General features: G+C 70.7%; 16 protein-coding genes. 9 read left to right on the forward strand and 7 right to left on the reverse strand.

All coding sequences use genetic code 11. The annotated features are described in order from the left end of the window. Positions 1–13 precede the first annotated feature (13 nt). Entirely contained in the window at positions 14–856 is an 843-nt protein-coding gene (gene fdhD / locus REH65_RS29670) for a formate dehydrogenase accessory sulfurtransferase FdhD (RefSeq protein WP_406690052.1), read from the forward strand. Between the two features lie 469 nt (positions 857–1,325). Here the strand turns inward: fdhD and REH65_RS29675 are convergent, their stop codons facing one another. Together REH65_RS29675 and REH65_RS29680 are read right to left on the reverse strand one after the other, a co-directional pair. Next, positions 1,326–1,802, reverse strand: coding sequence for a (2Fe-2S)-binding protein (locus REH65_RS29675; protein ID WP_281456705.1), 477 nt, complete (start codon positions 1,800–1,802; stop codon positions 1,326–1,328). Positions 1,803–1,813: 11 nt separating this feature from the next. Then, positions 1,814–4,192: a molybdopterin cofactor-binding domain-containing protein gene (locus REH65_RS29680; RefSeq protein WP_406690053.1), complete on the reverse strand. Its 2,379-nt coding sequence runs from the start codon at positions 4,190–4,192 to the stop codon at positions 1,814–1,816. A 389-nt stretch (positions 4,193–4,581) separates the two neighbouring features. Between REH65_RS29680 and REH65_RS29685 the strand changes: the two genes are divergently transcribed. Together REH65_RS29685 and REH65_RS29690 are read left to right on the forward strand one after the other, a co-directional pair. Continuing rightward, entirely contained in the window at positions 4,582–5,487 is a 906-nt protein-coding gene (locus tag REH65_RS29685; protein ID WP_406690054.1) for a LuxR C-terminal-related transcriptional regulator, read from the forward strand. A gap of 98 nt (positions 5,488–5,585) precedes the next feature. Beyond that, positions 5,586–7,211 (forward strand): AMP-binding protein, encoded by a 1,626-nt coding sequence (locus REH65_RS29690; protein WP_406690055.1) that lies wholly within the window; start codon positions 5,586–5,588, stop codon positions 7,209–7,211. 6 nt (positions 7,212–7,217) lie between these two features. Here the strand turns inward: REH65_RS29690 and REH65_RS29695 are convergent, their stop codons facing one another. Further along, a complete protein-coding gene (locus REH65_RS29695) occupies positions 7,218–8,249 on the reverse strand; it encodes a cation diffusion facilitator family transporter (protein ID WP_406690056.1) in 1,032 nt (343 codons plus the stop codon). 68 nt (positions 8,250–8,317) lie between these two features. Between REH65_RS29695 and REH65_RS29700 the strand changes: the two genes are divergently transcribed. The 4 genes from REH65_RS29700 to pptA all read left to right on the forward strand — a co-directional run bounded on the left by REH65_RS29700 (position 8,318) and on the right by pptA (position 13,991). Next, the gene (locus REH65_RS29700; RefSeq protein ID WP_406690057.1) at positions 8,318–8,680 is read left to right on the forward strand and encodes an ArsR/SmtB family transcription factor; all 363 of its coding nucleotides are present in this window, start codon (positions 8,318–8,320) and stop codon (positions 8,678–8,680) included. A 285-nt stretch (positions 8,681–8,965) separates the two neighbouring features. After that, positions 8,966–9,874 (forward strand): EamA family transporter, encoded by a 909-nt coding sequence (locus tag REH65_RS29705; RefSeq protein WP_406690058.1) that lies wholly within the window; start codon positions 8,966–8,968, stop codon positions 9,872–9,874. Between the two features lie 23 nt (positions 9,875–9,897). Then, entirely contained in the window at positions 9,898–13,719 is a 3,822-nt protein-coding gene (locus REH65_RS29710) for an amino acid adenylation domain-containing protein (protein ID WP_406690059.1), read from the forward strand. A gap of 44 nt (positions 13,720–13,763) precedes the next feature. Next, positions 13,764–13,991, forward strand: a complete 228-nt coding sequence (pptA, locus tag REH65_RS29715) for a tautomerase PptA (RefSeq protein WP_406690060.1) — start codon at positions 13,764–13,766, stop codon at positions 13,989–13,991. Here the strand turns inward: pptA and REH65_RS29720 are convergent. Both REH65_RS29720 and REH65_RS29725 read right to left on the reverse strand, forming a co-directional pair. Continuing rightward, positions 13,969–14,616 carry a TetR/AcrR family transcriptional regulator gene (locus REH65_RS29720; RefSeq protein WP_406690061.1) on the reverse strand — a complete coding sequence of 216 codons (648 nt, stop codon included), beginning with the start codon at positions 14,614–14,616 and terminating at the stop codon, positions 13,969–13,971. The two genes, pptA and REH65_RS29720, sit on opposite strands and share 23 nt — an antisense overlap. After that, entirely contained in the window at positions 14,613–16,508 is a 1,896-nt protein-coding gene (locus tag REH65_RS29725; protein ID WP_406690062.1) for an FAD-dependent oxidoreductase, read from the reverse strand. The genes REH65_RS29720 and REH65_RS29725 overlap by 4 nt, the downstream gene beginning before the upstream one ends. 173 nt (positions 16,509–16,681) lie before the next feature. Between REH65_RS29725 and REH65_RS29730 the strand changes: the two genes are divergently transcribed. Then, on the forward strand, positions 16,682–17,332 hold the full coding sequence (locus REH65_RS29730) for a nitroreductase family protein (RefSeq protein ID WP_406690063.1): 651 nt from the start codon (positions 16,682–16,684) through the stop codon (positions 17,330–17,332). Positions 17,333–17,363: 31 nt separating this feature from the next. Beyond that, complete coding sequence (locus REH65_RS29735) at positions 17,364–18,914, forward strand: class I adenylate-forming enzyme family protein (protein ID WP_406690064.1); 1,551 nt, start codon at positions 17,364–17,366, stop codon at positions 18,912–18,914. Here REH65_RS29735 and REH65_RS29740 read toward each other — a convergent pair. Together REH65_RS29740 and REH65_RS29745 are read right to left on the reverse strand one after the other, a co-directional pair. Then, on the reverse strand, positions 18,911–19,462 hold the full coding sequence (locus REH65_RS29740; protein WP_281456718.1) for a snapalysin family zinc-dependent metalloprotease: 552 nt from the start codon (positions 19,460–19,462) through the stop codon (positions 18,911–18,913). The genes REH65_RS29735 and REH65_RS29740 overlap by 4 nt on opposite strands. A gap of 271 nt (positions 19,463–19,733) precedes the next feature. Continuing rightward, positions 19,734–22,544, reverse strand: a complete 2,811-nt coding sequence (locus tag REH65_RS29745; protein WP_406690065.1) for a PQQ-dependent sugar dehydrogenase — start codon at positions 22,542–22,544, stop codon at positions 19,734–19,736. Positions 22,545–22,635 lie beyond the last annotated feature (91 nt).

Consider the following 22,635-nt stretch of genomic DNA (forward strand, 5'->3'; position numbering starts at 1 on the left):
AGAGGTGGTCACGATGGGACGAGTGACGGTGCGGCGCCCGGTGCTGCGGATCCGCGGCGACAAGCGGTCGCAGCGGCCGGACACCCTAGCGGCCGAGGAGCCGATGGAGATCCGCGTCGGCGGGCGACCGCTGACGATCACCATGCGCACCCCGGGCCACGACTTCGACCTGGCCGCCGGGTTCCTGGTCAGCGAGGGCGTGGTGCGGAGCGGGTCCGACATCGCCGGCATCCGGTACTGCCTGGGCACGGCCGAGGACGGGAGCAACACCTACAACGTCGTCGATGTGCTGCTAGCCGCCGGCGTGGCGGCCCCGGACGCGTCGCTGGAGCGCAACTTCTACACGACGTCCTCGTGCGGGCTGTGCGGGAAGGCGAGCCTGGACGCGGTGCGCACCACCTCGACGTGGCAGGTCGCCGACGACCCGCTGCGGCTCGACGCCGACGTGCTCGCCGAGCTGCCCGACAAGCTGCGCGAGGCGCAGAAGGTCTTCGACAGCACCGGCGGCCTGCACGCCGCCGGACTGTTCACCCACGACGGTGAGCTCCTCGGAGTCCGCGAGGACGTCGGCCGCCACAACGCGGTCGACAAGGTCATCGGCGACGCCGTCCGCGCGGACCGCCTCCCGCTCCGCGAGACGATCCTCGTGGTCAGCGGCCGGGCCTCCTTCGAACTCGTCCAGAAGGCCATCATGGCGGGCATCCCGGCCCTGGCGGCGGTCTCAGCCCCCTCCTCCCTGGCGGTGGAGCTCGCGGCGGACGCGGGTCTCACCCTCACGGGCTTCCTCCGAGGCGACTCCATGAACATCTACACCGGAACCCACCGCCTCGAAGACCCCAAACCCGAAGCGGCCTAACCCCACCCCGTCAAAACCCCACCCGTCAAACCCCCAACATTCGACGCGACGAAAACCCCTGCATTCGCGACTACGATCGGTGACCGTCTCCCAAGAGTGAGGACAGTTTTCATGAAAACTGTCCTCCCCACAGAACGAGACCCACGGGGACGGTGGCCCTCGTCAGATGGGAAGTCTTCATGAAAACTTCCCCCACCCTCACACCGGCACTTCGAGGTGGGTGGACGTCGAAAACCGCTGCATGCGCCGTGACGGTTGGTGGACGGGTCTCGTTGAGGGGTGACAGTTTTCATGAAAACTGTCCTCTTCACCGAAGGGGAGTCACGTGGGTGGGGTCGTCCTCGAGTGGGTGGGGTGAGGGACAGTTTTCATGAAAACTGTCGGTCTCTCGCAACTGCACTTGGGGTCATAGGTCGCGAGAACCCCTGCGTTCGCACGATGAACGCAGGGGTTCTCGACGGTGGGTGGGTCACATGCGGGTGGAGCCGTCCTTGATGGCTTCTCGGATTCTGAAGTAGGTGCCGCAGCGGCAGACGTTGCGGATTTCCTCGATGTCGGCGTCGGTGATCTCGTGGCCTTCGGCGCGGGCCTGCTTGACCTTGGCGACGGCGGCCATGATCTGGCCCGGTTGGCAGTAGCCGCACTGGACGACGTCGTGGTCCAGCCAGGCCTCCTGCATCGGGTGCAGCTCCTGGCCGACGGTGTCCGGCAGGCCCTCGATCGTGGTGATCTCGTCGGACGGTCCGACGTCCTTGACCTGCACCGAGCAGGGGTTGAACGCCTTGCCGTTGATGTGGCACGTGCAGGCCTTGCAGACGTTGATCCCGCACCCGTACTTCGGCCCCGTCACGCCCAGCAGGTCGCGGATGACCCACAGCAGACGGACGTCGTCCTCGGCCTCGACGGTGATCTGCTTCCCGTTCAGCTTGAAGGTGTGCTCAGGCATGCGTCGTCTCCTCAGTAGGTGTAGTCCAGGCCGTTGGTCGGTGACGGCGGCAGCGGTGGCACGTGCGGGTAGGGCTCGAACGCGAGCGGGTCCTTGTGGTTGATCGGGAAGTGCGTCGGGGTCGTCCCGGTCGCCGCGCGGTAGGCGCACGCGGTGGCCGCGAAGGCCGGCGCGACGCCCATCTCCCCACCGCCGGAGGGCATTTCGCTCTCCTCGGCGGGCAGGATGACCGGGGTGAACTCGAACGGCAGGTTCCACTGCCTGCAGTAGAAGAAGTTGTCCCAGCTGGCCTCGGCGATCGCGCCCTTGTCGAGGTGCACGCTGGCCGTGAGCGCCTGGGCGAAGCCGTCGATGAACCCGCCCTGCATCATCGCCTCCAGGCCCAGCGGGTTGACGACGATGTGCCCGGGCAGCGTCACCAGCACGCCGCGCGTCACGCGCGGACCGGTCACGCCGTTGCGGACCGGGCGGTTGACGGTCTCCGGCCGGCAGTCGATCTCCACGAAGCAGGCCATCGTGTTCTTGTACTCGTGGTGCAGCGCGATGCCGTGCCCGACGCCGTCCGGCGTCGGCTGACCCCATCCGCCCACCTCGGCGGCCTTGTCGAGGACCTTGAGCAGGTTCTCGTTCTTGACGTACTTGCGCCGGAAGCTGTACGGGTCCATGCCCATCGTCTCGGCGAGCTCGTCGACGAACAGCTCCCGCGTGGTGGCGACGTCAGGCGAGTACACGTTGCGCGTGCTGCCCGTGTTGAACCCGCCGCGCTTCTGGTTGTTCGACGGCGACTGGTGGGTCTCGGTCAGCAGCGTCTTGGTGACGCCGAAGTTGTACAGCGACGGCGTGGTCAGCGTGAAGATGACCTCCGAGACCGAGTAACCGGCCAGCGGCAGCCGCGTCGCCGTGGAGGTCAGCGCTTCGCCGAAGCCGTGGCTGAAGTCGGTGCGCACGTTGGCCAGGTGCTGCTCCAGGCTGATCACGTCGTCGGTGAACGACGCGCGGATCGTGCCCACCGACATCGGGTGCACGCGGCCCTGCCTGCAGTCGTCGGCGCGGTGCCACATCAGCTTCACCGGCTTGCCGATCTTCTTCGACACCTCGGCGGCCTCGGAGGCCGCGTCGTGGAACAGGCACCGGCCGAACGACCCGCCGCCGGGCACCACGTGCACGGTGACCTGCTGCTGCGCGAGTCCCAGCTCCGAGGCGATGGCGGACTGGGCGACGATCGGGATCTTCACCGTCGACCAGATCTCGGCCCGGTCGGACCGGACGTCGGCGATCGCGGAGTTCACGCCGAGCGCGCTGCCGTTGACGAAGCTGAAGGTGTACTGGCGCTCCAGCGTCTTGGTCGCCGGCGTCGGCGGGATCACCGCCGGGGGAGTGGCGGCCTTGAGCTTCTCCTCGACGGTCGCGTCCGACTCGTCGTCGACGGGGCCGGGGCCCCACGCCACGTCGAGCGCGTTGACCGCGTCGATGCACTGCCCGAAGGTCTTGGCGCGCACCGCGACACCGCTGGTGATCTCCACGACGTCGGTGACGCCGGGCATCTGCCGAACCTGGTCGAGGTTGTTGACCCCGCGCACGGTGCCGTTGATCGTCGGCGGACGGCACACCATCGTCGGCAGCGCGTCCGGGACCTGGAGGTCGGTGGTGAACTTCTTGCGCCCGGTGACGGCTTCCAGCGCGTCGATGCGGCGCGTGGGCTTGCCGACGATCGTGAACTCGGACTCCGGTTTGAGCGTCGCCTCGACCTCGCGGGTCCTGTCGCTGGCGGCCTTGCGCACCAGGTCGCCGTAGGGGATGGCGTTGCCCGCGGCAGAGGTGATCGTGCCGAGCTTGGCGGTGAGCAGGTCGGTCTGCTCACCGAGCACGTGGGAGGCGGCCTCCAGCAGCCTGCCCTTGGCCACGGCCGCGGCGGTGCGCACCGGCCAGTACAGCGCACTGATCGACGCCGAACCGCCGGTGAGCTGGTTGAACACCAGCTCCGGCCGCGCGTCGGCGAGGGTGATGTGCACCTTCTCCAGCGGCAGTTCGAGCTCTTCGGCGATGAGCATCGCGATCGCCGTGGTCAGCCCCTGGCCGACCTCGGTGCGGTGCAGCGCGAACGACGCCGAGCCGTCCTCGTTGAGCTGGACCGCGATCAGGTTGGCGGTGGGTCTGGCCGCGTAGACGAGGCCGTCGGTGAGGTCGACGTGATCGGCGACCTGCGGTGTCGGGGGTAAGCCCGCCCCGGTCTCGGCGGCGTGCGCGGACGGTCCGAACACCGATGCGCCGCCGAGTTCGGCCGCCGCGACGAGCGTCGGTGCCGCCAGCAGGTAACCCAGGAAGCGGCGTCTGGTGGGAGCGGTGGCGCCGGGATCCGGAGCCGTGGTGTCCGTGCGAGGAGATCGCATGGGGGCTCAACCTTTCGACGAAGCGGTCAGTTCGGACGTGGTGGTTTCGCCGTGTGTGTCGGTTGGCGAGCAATGGTGCAGGAGTGAATTCCAGTTCACATACCCCCGAGTTGGGGTGGTGAGGGCGCAGCGGCGCGTGGGAACCGATCTCCGGTGGTCAGCGGGCACCACATCCGAACCCCGATCACGCAGCGTGGGACAAGTCCACTCGAACAGCCGCCCCCGGACGGGGGTATTGGCGCGATTCGTGCACGCGGAGAATCGGTTCAGCCACCAAATGGCCGGTATAGTGTTGCAACTCGATGCCACGTCGGAGTGGCAGGTGTCTTCGGCGTGGGACGGAGCAGGCGGACCGGAACGCGCCGATCAGCCGATGGAGGACGGACACTATGACCGGCAGCGGAGACGGCAACGGCGCCGTGTCGCGGGGGACCGAGAACCGTGCGCGCCTGCGCCCGGACGATCGGGACGCGCTGCGCGCCGAATTGCGTTCGGTGTCAACCGAACTGGAGTTCCCGGTCGCCTTCGGCGGCGAGGTCGCCGACGGCGGCGTCCGGCTCACCGAGTGCTTCGGGGCCCTGACCCAGCGGCTGCACAACCTGGAGGTCCGCGAGGGCAAGGGCCTCGGCGGGCAGGCCCTGGCCTTCGGCAAGCCGATCGGCGTGGCCGACTACAGCGCCGCCCGCCACATCACCCACGACTACGACGGACCGGTCAAGGCCGAGCGGCTCTCGGCGGTGCTGGCCGTCCCGGTGCGGGTGCGCGGCAAGTGCCGCGCCGTGCTCTACGGCGCGATCCGGCAGCGCGTCGGCGTCGGCGACCGCGCGCGGGACTCGCTGGTGCTGGCCGGGCGTCGGCTGGCCGCCGAGCTGGCGGTGCGCGACGAGGTGGACCGGAGGTTGTCGATGGCCGAGACGATCGCGGCCACGAGCCGCCCCGAGGTCCCCGACGTCGCCAAGCTGGAGGAGCTGCGCTCCGTCCACTCCGAACTGTGCGCGATCGCGGGGACCGTGGAGGACTCCGCGCTGCGCGGCCGGATGTACGAGGTCGCGCAGCGGCTGGCCGACCTGCGCTCGGGGGAGACCGAGCCGCCACCGGAGTTCCGCCTGTCGCGCCGCGAGATCGACGTGCTCGCCCAGGTGGCGCTGGGCTGCACCAACGCCGAGGTGGCGGAGCGGTTGTCGCTGTCGCCCGAGACGGTGAAGGCCTACCTGCGCACCGCCATGCGCAGGCTCGGCGCCCACACGCGGCACGAGGCCGTGGTGCGCGCCCGGTCGGCGTGGCTGCTGCCGTGACCCGGACGAGTGGTACCCCAATTCGGGTGTAACGCCGCTGGGACGGGGACTCTACGGTGTGTGGTCACCAACACACGCCACCTGCCCGGGAGGACGCCGTGACCGCGGTCGAGATTTCCTATTCGTCCGGTACCTCTGACACGCCGCTGCTGGGCGACACCATCGGCGACAACCTGCGCCGCACCGCCGAGCGCGTCCCGGACCGCGACGCGCTGGTGGAGCACGCCACGGGCCGGCGATGGACCTACCGGGAGTTCGACGCCGAGGTCGACGCGGTCGCGATCGGACTGCTCGACGCCGGCATCACCAAGGGCGACCGGGTGGGCATCTGGGCGCCGAACCGCGCCGAGTGGACGCTGACCCAGTACGCGACGGCGAGGATCGGCGCGATCCTGGTCAACATCAACCCCGCCTACCGGCTGCACGAGCTGGAGTACGTGCTCAACCAGGCCGGGATCCGGATGCTGGTGGCCGCGCGCTCGTTCAAGACCTCCGACTACGCGGGCATGATCGCCGAGGCGCGGCCGAAATGCGCTGGGCTGGAACAGGTCGTGCTCTTCGACGACCCGGAGTGGGCGCAGCTGCTGGAGAACGGGCGCGCGGGCGACCGCGAGCGGCTGCGCGAGGTGGCCGCGACCCTGTCGGCCGACGACGCGATCAACATCCAGTACACCTCGGGCACCACGGGTTTCCCGAAGGGCGCGACGCTGTCGCACCACAACATCCTCAACAACGGTTTCTTCGTCGGTGAGCTGTGCGGCTACAGCGAGGTGGACCGGGTGGCGATCGTGCCGCCGTTCTACCACTGCTTCGGCATGGTGATGGGCAACCTCGCCTGCACCTCGCACGGTTCGGCGATGGTGATCCCGTCGGAGGGCTTCGACCCGGGCACCGCGCTGGCGGCGGTGTCGGCCGAGCGGTGCACGTCGCTGTACGGGGTGCCGACGATGTTCATCGCCGAGCTGGACCACCCGGAGTTCGACTCGTTCGACCTGTCGTCGCTGCGCACCGGCATCATGGCGGGCTCGCCGTGCCCGGTGGAGGTGATGAAGCAGGTCATCGACCGGATGGGCATGTCGGAGGTCGCGATCTGCTACGGCATGACCGAGACCTCGCCGGTGTCGACGCAGACCCGGGCCGACGACTCGCTGGAGCGCCGGGTGTCGACGGTGGGCCGGGTGGGCCCGCACCTGGAGGTCAAGATCGTCGACCCGAGCACCGGCCTGACCGTGCCGCGCGGCGAGCCGGGGGAGCTGTGCACCCGGGGCTACTCGGTGATGCTGGGCTACTGGGAGCAGCCGGAGAAGACCGACGAGGTCATCGACGCGGCTCGCTGGATGCACACCGGCGACCTGGCGGTGATGGACTCCGACGGGTACGTCTCGATCACTGGCCGGATCAAGGACATGGTGATCCGGGGCGGCGAGAACGTCTACCCGCGCGAGATCGAGGAGTTCCTCTACACCCACCCGGACGTGCTGGACGCTCAGGTCATCGGCGTCCCCGACGACCGCTACGGCGAGGAGCTCATGGCCTGGGTGCGCCTGCGCGAGGGAGCCGAGGAGCTCACCGCCGAGGCGCTGCGCGAGTTCTGCAAGGGCAAGCTCGCGCACTACAAGATCCCGCGCTACGTCCACGTCGTCGACGACTTCCCGATGACGGTCACCGGCAAGGTCCGCAAGGTGGAGATGCGCGAGCGCGCCAAGGACATCCTCGGCGGCTGAGCGGGCTCAGCGCCCGTGGTGGGCGAGCAGCGCGTGGGCCGAGTCGGCGCCGGTCGCGGGCTCCGTGTGGACGACCGCCGCGGTCAGGCGCGGAACCCGGTGCACCAGCGCGTGTTCCACGTCGTGGGCGAGCAGGTGGGCTCGTTCGACGGTGAGCGCGGGATCGACGGCCACGGCCAGCTCGGCGTGCAGGCTGTGGCCGATCCAGCGCATCCGCACCCGGTCGACGCCCCGCACGCCGGCGACCCCGGCGGCGGTCTGCTCGGCCAGGTCCACGGTGCGCGGGTCGACCGCGTCCATCAGCCGGTGCAGGACCTGCTTGGCCGCGTCGCGCAGCACGAACAGGATGGCCGCGGTGATGGCCAGGCCGATGATCGGATCCGCCAGCGGGAAGCCCAGCGCGACCCCGGCGGCGCCGAGAACCACTGCCAGCGAGGTGAACCCGTCGGTGCGCGCGTGCAGCCCGTCGGCGACCAGCGCCGCCGAACCGATCCGCCGTCCCACGGCGATCCGCCAGCGCGCCACGATCTCGTTGCCCGCGAACCCGATCAGCCCCGCGGCCGCGACGACCCACAGGTGCTGCACCGGGCGCGGCTCGACCAGCCGGAGCACGGCCTCGTACCCGGCGAAGGCGGCCGAGGCGGCGATGATGAGCACCACCACGACCCCGGCGAGGTCCTCGGCCCGGCCCAGACCGTAGGTGTAGCGGCGGGTCGCCACCCGGCGGCCCAGCAGGAACGCGATGCCCACCGGCAGCGCGGTGAGCGCGTCGGCGAAGTTGTGGATCGTGTCGCCCAGCAGCGCCACCGAGCGCGTGTGCAGCACCAGCACCAGCTGCGCGATCGCGGTGACCAGCAGCGCGGCGAACGACCACACCAGGGTCCGCACGCCCCGCCTGCTGGTCTCCAGCGCCGAGTCGAACCGGTCGGCGCTGTCGTGACCGTGCGGCGTGACGGCGTGCTTGAGGTGGTGCCACCAGCGTCGCCGGACGTGCCCGTGCCCATGCCCGTGGCCGTGCCCGGTGGAGTCGTGCGCCATGTGCTCCTCACCTTCGCTCGCGTGCCGTCGGCTTGCCAGGATGCCCTGGTCGGGGGCAACATGCAAGGATGCGCGCGCACGACGACATGGCAACAGCCACCGATTCGCAGCAACCCGACGACGCCAGGTTCGCGGTGGCGGCCGACGTCCTGCGCCACCTCGCCGACCCGACCCGGCTGCACCTGCTGCGGGTGCTGACGACCGAGCAGGACGTCAGCACGCTCACCGACCAGGTCGCCGCGTCGCGATCCTCGGTCTCCCAGCACCTCGGCAGGCTGCGCCTGGCCGGGCTCGTCCAGTCCCGCCGCGAGGGGCGCCGCATGCTCTACCGCATCGCCAGCGATCACCTCGCCGCCCTGGTCGCCGAGTCCCTGGAATTCGCCGACCACGCGGTCCGCGGAATCCCGCACCACCACGTCGAACGCCGGTGAGCGCGCCCCGCGGAACCCCTCGTGGAGGGAAAACCTCCGCATAACAACGCGTTTGACCCCTCCAGGGGTCGGTGGTCAGCGTCACCCGCTGCGCTCGGATCCAGCGGGATCGCACGTCACGGACTTGCGCCGGGGGTGGGGAGGTCGTCCGTCCGGATCTGCGCATTGACCCGTCCGGGTTACGGATCTTAGGTTTGCCTCGCCTTATGGTCGGCGAGGAGGGGCGCTGATGCGATCACGATTTACGTTGCGGCACCGGGACTTTCGATCCGCGCGAGGTGTCCGATGAGGAAGGGGATCGGTTTCGACTCGGCGCTGACCGCGATCGCGCCGGCGGTCTGGGGCAGCACCTACCTGGTGGCCACCGAGCTCCTCCCGCCCGGGAGGCCGCTGCTGGCCTCCGCGGTGCGCGCGCTCCCCGCGGGGCTGGTGCTCGTGGCCGTGGGCCGGACGCTGCCGCGAGGTGCGTGGTGGTGGCGTGCGCTGGTCCTGGGAACGCTCAACATCGGCGCGTTCTTCTACCTGCTGTTCGTCGCCGCCTACCACCTGCCGGGCGGTGTTGCGGCGCTCGTGGTCGCGACCCAGCCGATGCTCGTGCTGGGACTGTCGGCGGTGCTGCTCAAGAGCGAGGTCCGCCCGGTCCAGGTGGGTGCCTGCGCGCTCGGTGCCGCCGGGGTGGCGATGCTGGTCCTGACCCCGCGCGCCGGGGTCGACCTGATCGGTGTCCTCAGCGGACTCGGCGGCGCGGCGTGCATGGCCTCGGGGATCGTGCTCACCAAGCGGTGGGGGCGTCCGGACGGGGTCAACCTGCTGACCTTCACCGGGTGGCAGCTGGCCGTCGGCGGCCTGCTGCTGCTCCCGATGACGTTGCTGGTCGAAGGGCTTCCCCAGGACGTCTCGGCGGAGAACCTGGCCGGATTCGCCTACCTCAGCCTGATCGGGGCGCTGCTCGCCTACGCGCTGTGGTTCCGGGGCATCGAGAGGCTGCCCGCCGTCGCGGTGTCGTTCCTGGGATTCGCCAGTCCGCTGGCCGCCGCCGCGCTCGGCTACGCGGTGCTCGGTCAGGAGCTGTCGCCGCTGCAACTCCTCGGTGCGCTGGCGGTGATCGCCTCCGTGGTGCTCGCGCAACCGCGGCAGGCGCCCGCGCCGCAGCCGCCCGAACCCGCCTCCCGCCCGTCCGCTCCGACGCGATGACGCACTTCCCAGCGAGGACGACCGTGGAAACAACCCTGTCCCCGCCGCGCGCGCACGACGCGCTCGCGGGATTCTTCCTGCCCAGCCTGCTGGAGCAGCAGGCGCTCTCCAGACCCGACGCGATCGCGGTCGAGAGCGAGCGCGAACGGCTGACCTACCGCGACCTGCACGGGCTCAGCGCCCGGCTGGCCGACGACCTGCGCGACGCCGGCGTGGCGCCCGACGACTGCGTCGGGCTGTTCGCCGACCCCTCCCCGGACCTGGTGGTCGGGGTGTGGGGAATCCTGTCCGCGGGCGGCGCCTACCTGCCGCTGTCGCCGGAGTACCCCGAGGAACGGCTGCGCTACATGCTCGCCGACTGCGGCGCGCAGGTGGTCGTCGCCCAGGAGCACCTCGCCGCCCGGCTCACCGAGCTCGCCCCGCCCGGTATCCGGGTGATCACCCCGAACAGCACCGGGAGCGGTGCGGTCGGGGGTGGGGTGCCGCCGCGCCCCGAGGGTCTGGCGTACGTCATCTACACCTCGGGCAGCACCGGCCGACCGAAGGGCGTGCTCATCGAGCACCGCAGCATCGCCTCCCAGATGCGGTGGTTGCACGCCTTCGGCCACCTCGGTGCGGAGGCCTCGGTGCTGCAGAAGACCCCGATGAGCTTCGACGCGGCGCAGTGGGAGATCCTCGCGCCCGCCTTCGGCGCCCGGGTCGTGCTGGGCGCGCCCGGGATCCACCGGGACCCGGATGCGTTGATCGACGCGATCAACGCGCACCAGGTGACCACGCTGCAGTGCGTGCCGACCCTGCTGCAGGCGCTGCTCGACACCGAGCGGTTCGGCACCTGCACGTCGCTGCGCCGCGTGTTCTCCGGCGGTGAGGCCCTGTCCCGGCCGCTGGCGCGGCAGGTGACCGACGAACTGCCCTGGGTGTCGCTGATCAACCTCTACGGGCCCACCGAGTGCACCATCAACGCCACCGCGCACCTCGTCGACCCGGCCGAGATCGGGGACGGGACGGGTGCGGTCCCGATCGGCGTCCCGGTGGACAACACCCAGTGCTTCATCCTGGACGAGAACGGCTCTCCCGCCGACATCGGCGAAACCGGCGAGCTCCACGTCGGCGGTGTCCAGCTCGCGCGCGGCTACCTGGGTCGCCCGGAGCAGACCGCGGAGAAGTTCGTCCCGTCGCCGTTCGTGCCCACCGAACGGCTGTACCGCACCGGGGACCTGGCGCACTGGAACCCCGACGGCAGCATCCAGTTCTGCGGCCGGGCCGACAACCAGGTCAAGCTGCGCGGTCACCGGGTCGAGCTCGACGAGATCGCCCTGGGCATCGCCGAGCACGCGTGGGTGCGGCAGGCGGCGGCGATCGTCACCGACGACCCGCGCACCGGGTTCCAGAACCTGATCGCCTGCGTCGAGCTCAACCCGCGCGAGGCGACGGTGATGGACCAGGGCAACGAAGGGGCCCACCACCGGTCCAAGTCCAACAAGCTGCAGGTCAAGGCCCAGCTGTCCAACCCGGGGGTCCGCGGTCCCGAGGAGCTGCGGGGCAGGCCCGTCGTGGCGCTGCCGGGTAAGCAGGAGACCGCGCACCAGCGGCGCGAGACCTTCGCCCGCAAGACCTACCGCTTCTACGAGGGCGGCGAGGTCACCCGCGCGGACGTCGAGGCGCTGCTGGGGACTTCGCCGCGCCCGGAGCGCTCCCGCGGCCTCGACGAACCCGGCCTGGCCGAGTGGGGTGAGATCCTGCGGTGGTTCGGGCAGTTCCACAGCCCGGAGCGGCTGCTGCCGAAGTACTCCTACGCCTCGCCCGGGGCGCTCTACGCCACCCAGCTCCACGTGGAGATCACCGGCCTCGACGCCGTGGACCCCGGCGTGTACTACTACCACCCGGTCGATCACGTCCTGGTGCGCGTCGCCGAGCGGTCCGAGACGCGCGAACCGACGTTCCGGCTGCACTTCGCGGGCCGGACCAGCGCGATCGAACCGGTCTACGCCAACAACGTCCGGGAAGTGCTCGAATTCGAAACCGGCCACATGCTCGGCGTTCTGGAAGAGGTCCTGCCCGGTCACGGACTCGACGTCCGGGCCGGCGGGCACCAACCGTCCATCATGGACGAAATCGGTGCGGCCGATTCCGACCACTACCTCGGCACCTTCGAGATCCGGCCGAACGACGGCACCCGGCGCCCGAACGCCACCGAGCTCTACGTCCAGGCGCACCCCGGCCGCGTCGACGGGCTGCCCGCCGGGCAGTACCGCTGGACCGGTGCGGAACTGCTGCGGATCTCCGACGAGCTCGTGCAGGCCCGGCACGTGATCGCCATCAACCAGGCGGTCCACGACAGGTCGAGCTTCGGCATCACCGCGGTGAGCCGGGCCGAGGACGACCGGCTGGAGTACGTCGACCTCGGCGCCACCCTGCACCGGCTGCAGCGCAACGACCTCGGGCTCGGGTTCATGTCCTCCGGCTACAGCTCGAAGACCGGTCATCCGCTGGCGGCCGCGCGACGGGTCGACGAGATCCTGGCCTCCTGCGGGATCGAACCGGGCGCGTCGTACTTCTTCCTCGGCGGCAAGACCAGCGAGCGGCAACGGCGCAGCGAGGGCATGCACGAGGACGCCGTGCACATGCGAGGTCCCGCCGAGATCGTCAAGGACGACCTCGCGCGGTTGCTCCCCGAGTACATGCTGCCGAACCGGGTGCTGGTGCTCGACCGGTTACCGCTGACCGCCAACGGCAAGGTCGACACCCGGGCGCTGGCCGAGTCGAGCGAGGTGCGCGAGGCCGAAGCCGCGCCGTACGTCGCCCCGGCCACCGACGTCGAGCGGCGGCTGGCCGGGTTGTGGGGCGAGGCGCTGAAGTACGAGGACGTGTCGACCCGGGACGAGTTCTTCGCCGCGGGCGGCAACTCCCTGATCGCCGTGACCCTGGTGAACAGGATCAACCGCGAGTTCGGCACCGAGCTGCCGCTGCAGGTCCTGTTCGAGCACCCCGAGCTCGCCGAGCTGGCGACGCGCATCGCCGACGATTCCCCGGTCGAGTCCTCGCGCCTGGTGCGGTTGCACGACGGCGGGAACGACCGGCCGGTGCACTGCTGGCCCGGACTGGGCGGCTACCCGATGAACCTGCGCGCGCTGGCGCGCGAATCCGGCCTCGGCGGACCGTTCTACGGAGTGCAGGCGCACGGCATCAACGCAGGTGAGGATCCCTACGAGACGATCAGCGGGATGGCCGCCGCGGACCTGGCCGAGATCCGGCGGGAGCAGCCGACCGGGCCGTACCGGTTGTGGGGGTACTCCTTCGGCGCGCGCGTGGCCTTCGAGGCCGCGTGGCAGCTGGAGCAGCAGGGCGAGCAGGTCGAGCACCTGATGCTCATCTGCCCGGGCAACCCGGAGATCGCCGGGGCGACCAGCGGTGCGAGGGAAGCCTCGTACTCCGACACCACGTACCTGACGATCCTGTTCTCGGTGTTCGCCGGGACGATCAGCGGTCCGGACCTGGACCGCTGCCTGGCGGAGGTCGAGGGCGAGGACGACTTCGTGGCGTTCGTCCACGAGCGGTACCCGAGCCTGGACGAGGACGTGATCCGGCGGATCACGCGGATCGTGGAGCGGACCTACGAGTTCGACTACACCTTCCACGAGCTGGCCGAGAGGAGCGTCAGCGCACCGGTGACGCTGTTCAAGGCCGTCGGCGACGACTACTCGTTCATCGAGGGCAGCACCGGCTACTCGGCCGAGCCGCCAGGGGTGGTCGAGCTCGGCGGTGACCACTACGCGGTGCTCGGGGAGCAGGGGGTCGCCGAGCTCGCCGCCGCGCTGCGGGCCGCGCACGCCCGGCAGCGCTGACGGCTAACGTCGCAACCAACCACATCGAGAACGAGGAGCGAGCGATGCCGCACGTGAACGTCAAGTTCTTCCCGAAAGACGTCAGCGAGGAGCAGAAGCGGGGGCTGGCCGAGTCGATCACCGCTGCGCTGATCGAGCACCTGGGCACCCGCGACGGGGCCGTGTCGATCAGCCTGGAGCCGGTCGAGAAGGACGTCTGGAACGACACCGTCGTGCAGCCCGAGATCGCCGGGCGGCCCGACCTGCTGATCAAGCGCCCGGACTACCTCTGAGGCCGTCCAGCAGCAGGTGGACGTAGGTGTCGGCGACCTCGTCGGCCGCGTCGTCGGTGCTGCCGCGGATCCAGTTGCTGACGCCGTTGAGCATGTCGAGCAGGCCCAACGCGGCGAGCTTCGGGTTCATCTCCCGGAACTCGCCGCTGCGCATGCCCGCGGCCAGCACGTCGCGCACCCGCTGGTTGTAGTGCTGCAGGTACCGGTCGATCTCGGCGCGGTGCTCGGCGGTCAGCGAGGTGCGCTCGTGCTGGCCGACGCGGTACTCGACGCGGCGGTGCAGCAGGTGCCGGATGTGGGCGCGGATCAGCTCGGTCAGCCGCTCGGTCGGGGTGCCCGCCGCGTCGAGCAGCGGCAGGGTCTCCTCGACCGGTTCGCGGGTCACCGACAGGCAGATCGCGTAGAGGATCTCCTCCTTGGCGGGGAAGTGGTGGTAGAGGCTGGCGCCCCGGATGCCGACCGCCTCGGCGATGTCGCGCATCCCGACGTTGCCGTAGCCCTGCTCGGCGAAGATCCGAGCGGCGGCGGTGACGATGTCGGCGCGCCGCTGCGAGGTGCGCTGCTTGCGCCTGGCCGTTCCCTGCACGCCGCCCAGTCTCGCACCCGCCCGCGCCGGGCCGGTCATCGCGCCGCCACCCCCTCGTCGCGCTCCACCAGGAACTCGTCGAGGTCGGCTCGGCGGGTCATCCGCCAGTAGTCGACGATCCGCCACGGCATCGTGGAGACGACCCGGCCGGCCGCGTTGCGGTACCAGTTGGTCATGCCCGGGTGGGTCCACAGCATCCGCGAGTGCGCCTCGTCGTGGTCCTGCGTGTAGGCCGCCTCGACCTCGGGCCGGACCTCCGCGGAGCGCAGGTTCCGCTCGGCCATCGCGGTGAGCACGTCGACGATGTAGCGGACCTGGCACTCGGCGATGGTGATGAAGCTGCCGCCGTGCCCCAGAGCGGTGCCGGGGCCGCAGGTGAGGAACAGGTTCGGGAAGCCGGGAACGGTGATCCCCAGGTGCGCGCGGGCGTTCTCCGGTCCCCAGACCTCGGCCAGCGACAGGCCCGAACGCCCCCGGACGTCGATCGGCCACAGGAACCGGTGGGTGTGGAAACCGGTGGCAAGCACGATGACGTCGGCGGTGATCTCGGTGCCGTCGGTGCCGCGCAGGCCCGTCGGGGTGATCTCGGCGACGCCCTCGGTGATGAGCTCGACGTGCTCGCGGCGCAGCGTCCGGTACCAGCCGTTGTCCAGCAGCATCCGCTTGCCGAACGGCGGGTAGTCGGGCAGCGCCTTGGCGATCAGGTCCGGGCGTCCGTCCAGTTCGGACTCGATGTAGCGGGTGAACACCCGGCGGTGGCCGTCGTTGGCGGCGTTGACCGAGCGCTCCGGGTGCTCCCAGTCCGGGTCGACCTGCAGCGTCGGGTGGACGCGGTCGTTGAAGTTCCACGCCAGCCGCGCCCGGTACCAGACCCGGTAGAACGGCACCCGCTCCATGAGCAGGTGCACCGCGTCGTCGACCTCGCTGAAGTAGACGTCGTTCGGCGCGATCCACTGCGGCGAGCGCTGGAACACCGCCAGCGAGGCGACGTCGTCGGCGATCGCAGGCACCACCTGCATCGCGCTGGCCCCGGCGCCCACCACGGCCACCCGCTTGCCGCGCAGGTCCACATCGGACGGCCAGTCGGCGGTGTGGAAGATCCTGCCCCGGAACGAGTTCAGCCCGTCGATGTCGGGGACCTTCGGTCGGTTGAGCGCTCCGGTGGCGCTGATCAGGACTCGCGCGGTGAGCTCCTGGCCGTCGGCGGTGCGCACCGTCCAGGTGGCGGTGGTCTCGTCGTAGGCGGCGTCGGTGACCTCGGTGCCGAACCGGGTGACCGCGCGAAGGTCGTGGCGCTCGGCGACCTCGCGCAGGTAGTGCCAGACCTCGTCGCGCTTGCCGAAGTGGGTGCGCCAGGGGCGCGGCTCGAACGAGTACGAGTACAGGTGGCTGGGGGTGTCGACCCCGGCTCCGGGGTAGGCGTTCTCGTACCAGGTCCCGCCGACGTCGGGGTTCTTCTCCAGCACGACGTGCTCGATCCCGGCCTCGGCGAGCTTGATCGCGGCCAGCATCCCGGACACTCCCGCGCCGATGATGATCGCGTCGATGTCCTTCGGGGCAGCGGATTTCGGCTCCGGCGGGGCGAAACCCATGTCCTCGGCCAGCATCTCGGCGTACTCGGGCGAGGCGGGCTCGCCGTTGGCGAGCTCCAGCAGAGCGCGCAGCGCTTCGCCCGTGGGAGCGGGGACCGCGGCCGGTGTCCCGGACTCGTGCGCCAGGACGGCGTCGAGCGCGGCGCTCCGGATCTCGGCGGCCACCTCGGGGGTGAAGCCGCCGGAGTCGTTGTCGTCCATGCCGCGGCTGCGGGTGGGCCGGTAGGGCTCGCGCAGCCAGCGGTCGTCGCCGGTGAGCTGGAACAGGACCGGGACCAGCGACGGCAGGTTCGCGCGCTCCAGCGCCCCGGCCAGCCCGCTGCGGTCGTCGACGGTCATGCGTCCCCCTAGCCTGTCCACTGTTAGGCAATCAGTCTTGCCACGTCCGCCCCTCGCGCGTCAATAGCGGGTCGTTCGTCCACTTATCCGCGCACCTCAGGGTCTTGACTTGTGCGGTGAGTCACAGCACCATCAGGCCCCGAACCTAACAGCGGATAGGCGAGGAGTTGGCGATGGAGCTGACCGAGGCGATGCGCACCGTGGGGACCTGCCGGTACTTCGCACCGGACCCAGTCCCAGACGAGGTGCTGCACCAGGCGTTCGACGCCGCCCGATTCGGCCCGCAGGGCGGCAACCGCCAGCCGGTGCGCTGGATCGTCGTCCGCGACCCGCAGCGCAAGCAGGCGCTGGCCGACCTGTACCTGCCGATGTGGAAGGCCTACCTCGGCGGCATCGGCGACGGCTCGGTCAACGTCGGGGCCATGCCCAAGGCGGTCCGCGACGCCGACCACTTCGCCGAGCACCTCGCCGAGGTTCCCGCGATCGTCGTGGTCTGCGCCGAGATCGACGGGCTGCACCCCACCGATCTGGAGCTGGACCGGCTGTCGGTGGTCGGCGGGGCGTCGATCTACCCGACCATGCAGAACTTCTGCCTGGCGCTGCGCGACCAGGGCGTCGCCTCGGCCGTCACCACGCTGCTCTGCCACGCCGAACCCGAGGTCCGCGCGCTGCTGGAGATCCCGGACGGGGTGCTCACCGCCGCGCACGTCGCCGTCGGCTACCCGCAGAAGCGGTTCCCCACCAAGCTCACCCGCAGCCCGGTGGAGGACATCGTCGCCTCCGAGACCTACACCCGGCCCTACTTCACCGCCTCCGCGGTGTGAGCGGGCGAGCTCAACCCCGAAGGGACCTGCCGTGGCCGAACTCGCCGCTCACCACCGCACCGCGCTGGGCCGCGCCACCATCGGCGACCAGCTCCGCCGCCACGCCCGCACCCGGCCCCGCAAGGTCGCCCTCGTCTCCTACGGCGCCGACGGCGCCCGGGCCGAGACGACCTACGCCGAGCTGAACGAGCGGGCCGACCGCTACGCGCAGTTCTTCCTCGCGCGCGGCATCGAGCGCGGTGGCCGGATCGCCTCGATGGCGCGCAACGGCGTGGAGGTGGTCGCCGCGTACTACGGAGCGCTCAAGGTCGGTGCCGCGTTCACCGGCATCAACCCCCTCTACCGCGAGGCCGAGGTCGCCCACCAGCTCGGGCACAGCAAGGCCGAGATCGTGCTGGTCGGGCCCGAGTTCGGTGAGATCGTGGCCGCGGTCCGGCCGGACGGGGTCGAGCAGTTCGGCTACGGCCCGGAACTCGACGCGCTGCTGGCCGAACACCCCGCCGAAGAGCCGGAGGTCGAGCTCGACGAGAACGACGTCGCGCTCATCGTCTACACCTCCGGCACCGAGGCCGCGCCCAAGGGCGTGCTCATCCCGCACCGCAACTACCTCGCCTCCACCGCCCCGGCCTGGGGCTGGGGACTGGACACCGGGCCCGGCGACACGTGGCTGTTCGTGATGCCCTTCCACACGATCGCCGGGCTCGGCTCGATGACGAGCCTGACGCTGATGGGCGCGACGCTGGTGCTGCCCGCGACCGTCGAGCCGGACGCGGCGCTGCGGATCATCCAGCGGGAGCGGGTCACGGTCATCGCCCAGACGCCGACGTTCTACATCGCGCTCAGCGGGCGCGAGGGCTTCGGCCCGGACGCGGTCGGCAGCGTGCGCCGGTGCATGACCTACGGCGGGCAGATCCCGCCGCACGTCATAGACGCCTGGGCGGCCGCCGCGCCGGAGGTCCTGTGGGGCACCTACTGGGGCCAGTCGGAGCTCTCCCAGCTGGGCACCGTCGGGTTCTTCCGGACCCTCGACGACATCCCCGGCGGCGACCCGTCCTGGATCGGGAAACCGGTGACGCACCTGGAGGTCCGGGTGGTCGACGCCGAGGACGCCGATGCCGAGATCGGGGAGCTGATCTGCCGCACGCCCTCGGTCATGCTCGGTTACCTCGACGATCCCGAGCGGACCGCGGAGGTCTTCCGCGACGGGTGGGTGCGCACCGGCGACATGGTGCGCGTCGACGCCGACGGGAACCTGTTCTTCCACGACCGGCTGAAGGACATGATCAAGACCGGCGGGATGAACGTCTCCTCGCAGGAGGTGGAGCGCGCGCTCTACGAGCACGCCGGGGTGCAGCGCGCCGCAGTGGTCGGCGTGCCCGATCCGTACTGGTCGGAGGCCGTGACCGCGTTCGTCGTCGCGCAACCCGGCCAGGACCTCGCGGCGGACGAGCTCACCGAGCACTGCAGGCGGCTGCTGGCCGGCTACAAGGTCCCGAAGGAGGTCCACCTGGTGGACGAGCTTCCCCTGGACCCGCAGGGCAAGATCCTCAAGCGCCGGCTCCGCTCGCTCCAGAACTCCTAGCGGGCGGCGGGGGCCTCGGTGAACAGCTGCGGGGCGATCTCGGTGCCCTCGGCGAAGTTCTGCTCGACCTCGGCCTTCTCCTCGGCGTTGGGGAGGTCGTTGGCGCAGTCGGTGCCGGCGCTGGCGCCCGACATCAGGTCCTCGCACACGCCGGTGCGGTTGTCCGGCAGGCCGAGGATGTGGCCGATCTCGTGGGTGGCGATGCGGGGGATGTGGTGGCCCTCGTTGACGGCCTCGCGGCCCATCCACACCGTGCCGGCGCCCAGCGAGTCGGTCTGGGCGCGCGGCCAGCCGTCGTCGGCGAGGACCACGAGGTCGGCCTGGCCATCGGTGGCCTTCTCGAACTTCACGTTGGCGACCTGCTCGTTCCAGGTGGCGGTGGCCTCGTCGATGGCGGCCTGGAACTCCGCGGCCTGGCTGGCGTCGTAGGTGACCACGTGCGGTGCGGCGGTGTCGCCGACGGCGGCACCGGCCAGCGGCGCACCCGTGACCAGCAGCAACGCCGTCGCCGCACCGGCGAGCGCGGTGGACGTGGAAAACCTGGGCATCTCGGCTCCTCACTCTCGTCGTCGCCCGCCGGGGTGTGGCGGGCGACGACGGCGAGGCTAGGCACGATCCCCGCCCGGATCCGGACACTGGCGGATAACCGCCAGGTCAGCCGCTCTCACCGTCCGAAGTGGATCCCGGCTTTCCCGGTGGTCGCCCCTGGGCAGTTTTTCCTCGAATCACCCATGATCAACATCCCTTTTGTCCGGTCAATTCGAGGAAAAACCGTCCCCTGGTGACGATCGAGCGCCCCGCGACCACCACTCCGGAGGGTTAGTAGCGGCGGTCTACGACCGAGTTGTTGTAGGCGTACCAGCGGATGTAGCCGCGTTCGAAGTTGTTCTGGCGGCCGCCGGAGACCGAGAACTCGCCCGTGGTCGGGTAGCCGAGGTAGGAGCGTTCCCAGCCCAGGGCCGCCCAGCGCTCCCGGATCCGGCCGTAGACCTCGTGCGACCAGGTGCGGGGAGTCCAGTAGATCGACGCCGCCTTGCTGAAGTGGTTGTAGCGGCCGACGCCGTCGGGCGTGATGCTCTCGTCGGTGGTCGGGTAGCCCGTCGGCCCGGTCTCCCAGCCGATCCGGCTCCACAGGTCGCGGATCGCGCCCCAGATGCCGTGCGCCCCGGTCTGCGGCGTCCAGTAGATCGAGGACGCCTTGCTGAAGTGGTTGAACCGCCCGACGCGGTCAGGCGTGCCGGTCTCGTCGGTCGTGGGGTACCCGATCGGGCCGGTCTCCCAGCCGAGCCGGGCCCACTGCGCGCGGATCGCGCCCCACACGGCGTGCGAGCCGGTGTTCGCCGTCCAGTACACCGAAGCGCCGTAGGCGAAGTGGTTGTAGCGGCCCGCTCCGTCCGGTGTGGACGTCTCGTCGGTCGTCGGGGCGCCGAAGAACGCGTGCCCGCCGCGTTCCAGGTACTTGGCGAGGTTCCCGGCGTGCACCTCGTGCACCCCGGTCTCCTTGGTCCAGTACAGCCGGCCGCCCGCGTAGGTGCGGTAGTGCACCGGGCCGTCGGTGATCTCCGGTCCCGTCGGCGCGCCCAGCAGCCCGCGCACCCCGGGATCGCTGTTGTAGCGCTGGTCGATCGGCGACAGGTACTCGGCGTTGAGCGTCTGATCGGCGGGTCCCATCGTGATGAACCGGGACCGCTCGGTCGGCCCGTCGGACCACCGCGAGAAGGTCGAGCCGCCGTCGGTGGCCGTGGCCGCGGCCAGCACGTCGAGCTGCGCGCCCTCGGTGACCTTCGCCGAGCTCGCGCCTCCCTCGACCGGGATCTGCAGCACCGCGGGCACGTTGCTGGTCAAGGTCAGCAGGTGCTCCCGGGGCAGCGCGGTGTAGGTGGATTTGGTCGTCACTCCCTCGGAATCGGTTGCGGTGGCGGTGAATTCCATCCGCGCGTCCGGGTGGTCGGTGAACGTCGTGTCCAGCACCGGGCCCTGCGCGCCGTCGCCCGGGTGGTCGTGGCAGGTGGTGGCCTCCGGGCAGTGCACCACCGAGCTCGTCCACGTGACCTCCAGCGGACCGTCCTCGGCGTCGGTGGCCTGGGCCGACAGCGAGATCGGGTCGCCCACGGCGAAGTCCGCCCGCGGGGGCGGGGTGAGCGTCAGCTCGGGGGAGTGGTTGGACGGGGCGACGACGATGTCGGTGCTGCCGGTCGCGTCGAACGGGTCGCGGACCGTCAACCGGGCTGTGAACCGCGGTGTTCCCGGCGCGTAGGTGTGGGTGACGTGCACGCCCGATCCGGTGGTGCCGTCGCCGAAGTTCCACTCGTAGCGCAGGGCGTCGCCGTCGAAGTCGACCGAGTCGGACCCGTCGAAGGTGACCGTGCGGGTGGCCGGATCGGTGGTGGTCGTGGCCGACGCGACCGGGGCGCTGTTGGCCGACGAGTAGCTGAGCCGCCGGAGCGCGCCGCTGTAGATGTCGGCGTAGACCAGGTCGCCGTTCGGGGCGGCCTCGAACTTCACCGGACCGCCGACCCCGGTGCCCAGCGGCGGGCTCTGCGGCGGCTGCACGAGGTCGCCCTGGGCGTCCAGCCGCATGCTCCACAGCTTGCTCTGGCTGTAGTCGCCGAAGAAGTACGCGCCGCGGTAGGCCTCCGGGTAGCTCTGCCCCTGGTAGACGATTCCGCCGGTGACGCTGTTGCCCTGGTCGGTGCCGCTGCCGTGGTGGTACTCCCAGACCGGGGGAGTGTTGGCGACGTTGGCGCACTCGGGCCGGTCGGCGTAGCCCGGCGCCGGGTGGTTGCCCTCCCAGCACGGCCACTTGTAGTTCTGCCCCGGCCGCACCGCGTCGACCTCTTCCCAGGTGCCGTAGCCGACGTCGCCGACGAGCGGCGTGCCGGTGGTGGGGTCCAGCGACAGCCGGAACGGGCTGCGGAAACCGCTGGCGTACACGCGGCTTCGCCACGAACTCGGGTTGGCCGGTTGGTAGGCGGGGTTGTTCGGCACGCCGCGTCCGTCCGGCGTGATGTGCACGATCTTGCCCGCCGGGGAGTCCGGGTTGAACGTCTGGAACGCCGCCGGATCGGTGAAGCGGAAGCTCGCCAGGTCCCCGATCGACACCCACAGCGTGCCGTCCGGCGCGGCGACGATGCCGGTGATGGCGTGGACGTCGGAGAAGCTCTTGGTCTCGAAGATCACCTGCTCGTCGGCGAGCCCGGTCGGCTCCGCGCCGCCGGTGACCGTCCAGCGCGCGAGCCGCAGCAGGAAACCGTCCGCCGCATCCGGCACGGCCCGCGCCAGGTAGATGTGGCGCGAGGTCGCGTAGTCGGGCGCGGCGGCGACGCCGACCAGGCCGAGGTCCTGCACGGTGTCCACCGGCAGCTGGCCGAGCGTGTTGACCTTCCCGCTGGTCGACACCCACGCGACCTTGCCGCGCTTCCCGGTGGTCAGGGTGCTGTTGTCGGGCAGGTACGTGAAGTCGGTGAGGTCGTAGGCCGCCTGCCCGCTGGGCTGATCTCGCACCACGAACCCCGGCGGCAGCGACGGGGCTGCGGAGGCGACCGGGGCCGGTGCGACCAGCAACCCGGCCACCAGCAAGGCCAGCGCGGACAGCACCGCGCACGACTTCTTGCGATCTACGTCGATCATCACCGTCACCTCGACCGAGCCGGGAACCAAGCAACTGTGGCTCCATCGCGCCAATTCCAACCAGGGACCAAGTGCTCTGAGAGGAACGGCT

This window comes from Saccharopolyspora sp. ID03-671 (assembly GCF_045278815.1).
Taxonomy (GTDB): domain Bacteria; phylum Actinomycetota; class Actinomycetes; order Mycobacteriales; family Pseudonocardiaceae; genus Saccharopolyspora; species Saccharopolyspora ipomoeae.

Bases quoted from the DNA above. Each gene is read 5' to 3' on its own strand.
- fdhD (WP_406690052.1), top strand. From the start codon at position 14: ATGGGACGAGTGACGGTGCGGCGCCCGGTGCTGCGGATCCGCGGCGAC.
- REH65_RS29675 (WP_281456705.1), bottom strand. From the start codon at position 1,802: ATGCCTGAGCACACCTTCAAGCTGAACGGGAAGCAGATCACCGTCGAG.
- REH65_RS29680 (WP_406690053.1), bottom strand. From the start codon at position 4,192: ATGCGATCTCCTCGCACGGACACCACGGCTCCGGATCCCGGCGCCACC.
- REH65_RS29685 (WP_406690054.1), top strand. From the start codon at position 4,582: ATGACCGGCAGCGGAGACGGCAACGGCGCCGTGTCGCGGGGGACCGAG.
- REH65_RS29695 (WP_406690056.1), bottom strand. From the start codon at position 8,249: ATGGCGCACGACTCCACCGGGCACGGCCACGGGCATGGGCACGGGCAC.
- REH65_RS29700 (WP_406690057.1), top strand. From the start codon at position 8,318: ATGCGCGCGCACGACGACATGGCAACAGCCACCGATTCGCAGCAACCC.
- REH65_RS29705 (WP_406690058.1), top strand. From the start codon at position 8,966: ATGAGGAAGGGGATCGGTTTCGACTCGGCGCTGACCGCGATCGCGCCG.
- pptA (WP_406690060.1), top strand. From the start codon at position 13,764: ATGCCGCACGTGAACGTCAAGTTCTTCCCGAAAGACGTCAGCGAGGAG.
- REH65_RS29720 (WP_406690061.1), bottom strand. From the start codon at position 14,616: ATGACCGGCCCGGCGCGGGCGGGTGCGAGACTGGGCGGCGTGCAGGGA.
- REH65_RS29725 (WP_406690062.1), bottom strand. From the start codon at position 16,508: ATGACCGTCGACGACCGCAGCGGGCTGGCCGGGGCGCTGGAGCGCGCG.
- REH65_RS29730 (WP_406690063.1), top strand. From the start codon at position 16,682: ATGGAGCTGACCGAGGCGATGCGCACCGTGGGGACCTGCCGGTACTTC.
- REH65_RS29740 (WP_281456718.1), bottom strand. From the start codon at position 19,462: ATGCCCAGGTTTTCCACGTCCACCGCGCTCGCCGGTGCGGCGACGGCG.
- REH65_RS29745 (WP_406690065.1), bottom strand. From the start codon at position 22,544: ATGATCGACGTAGATCGCAAGAAGTCGTGCGCGGTGCTGTCCGCGCTG.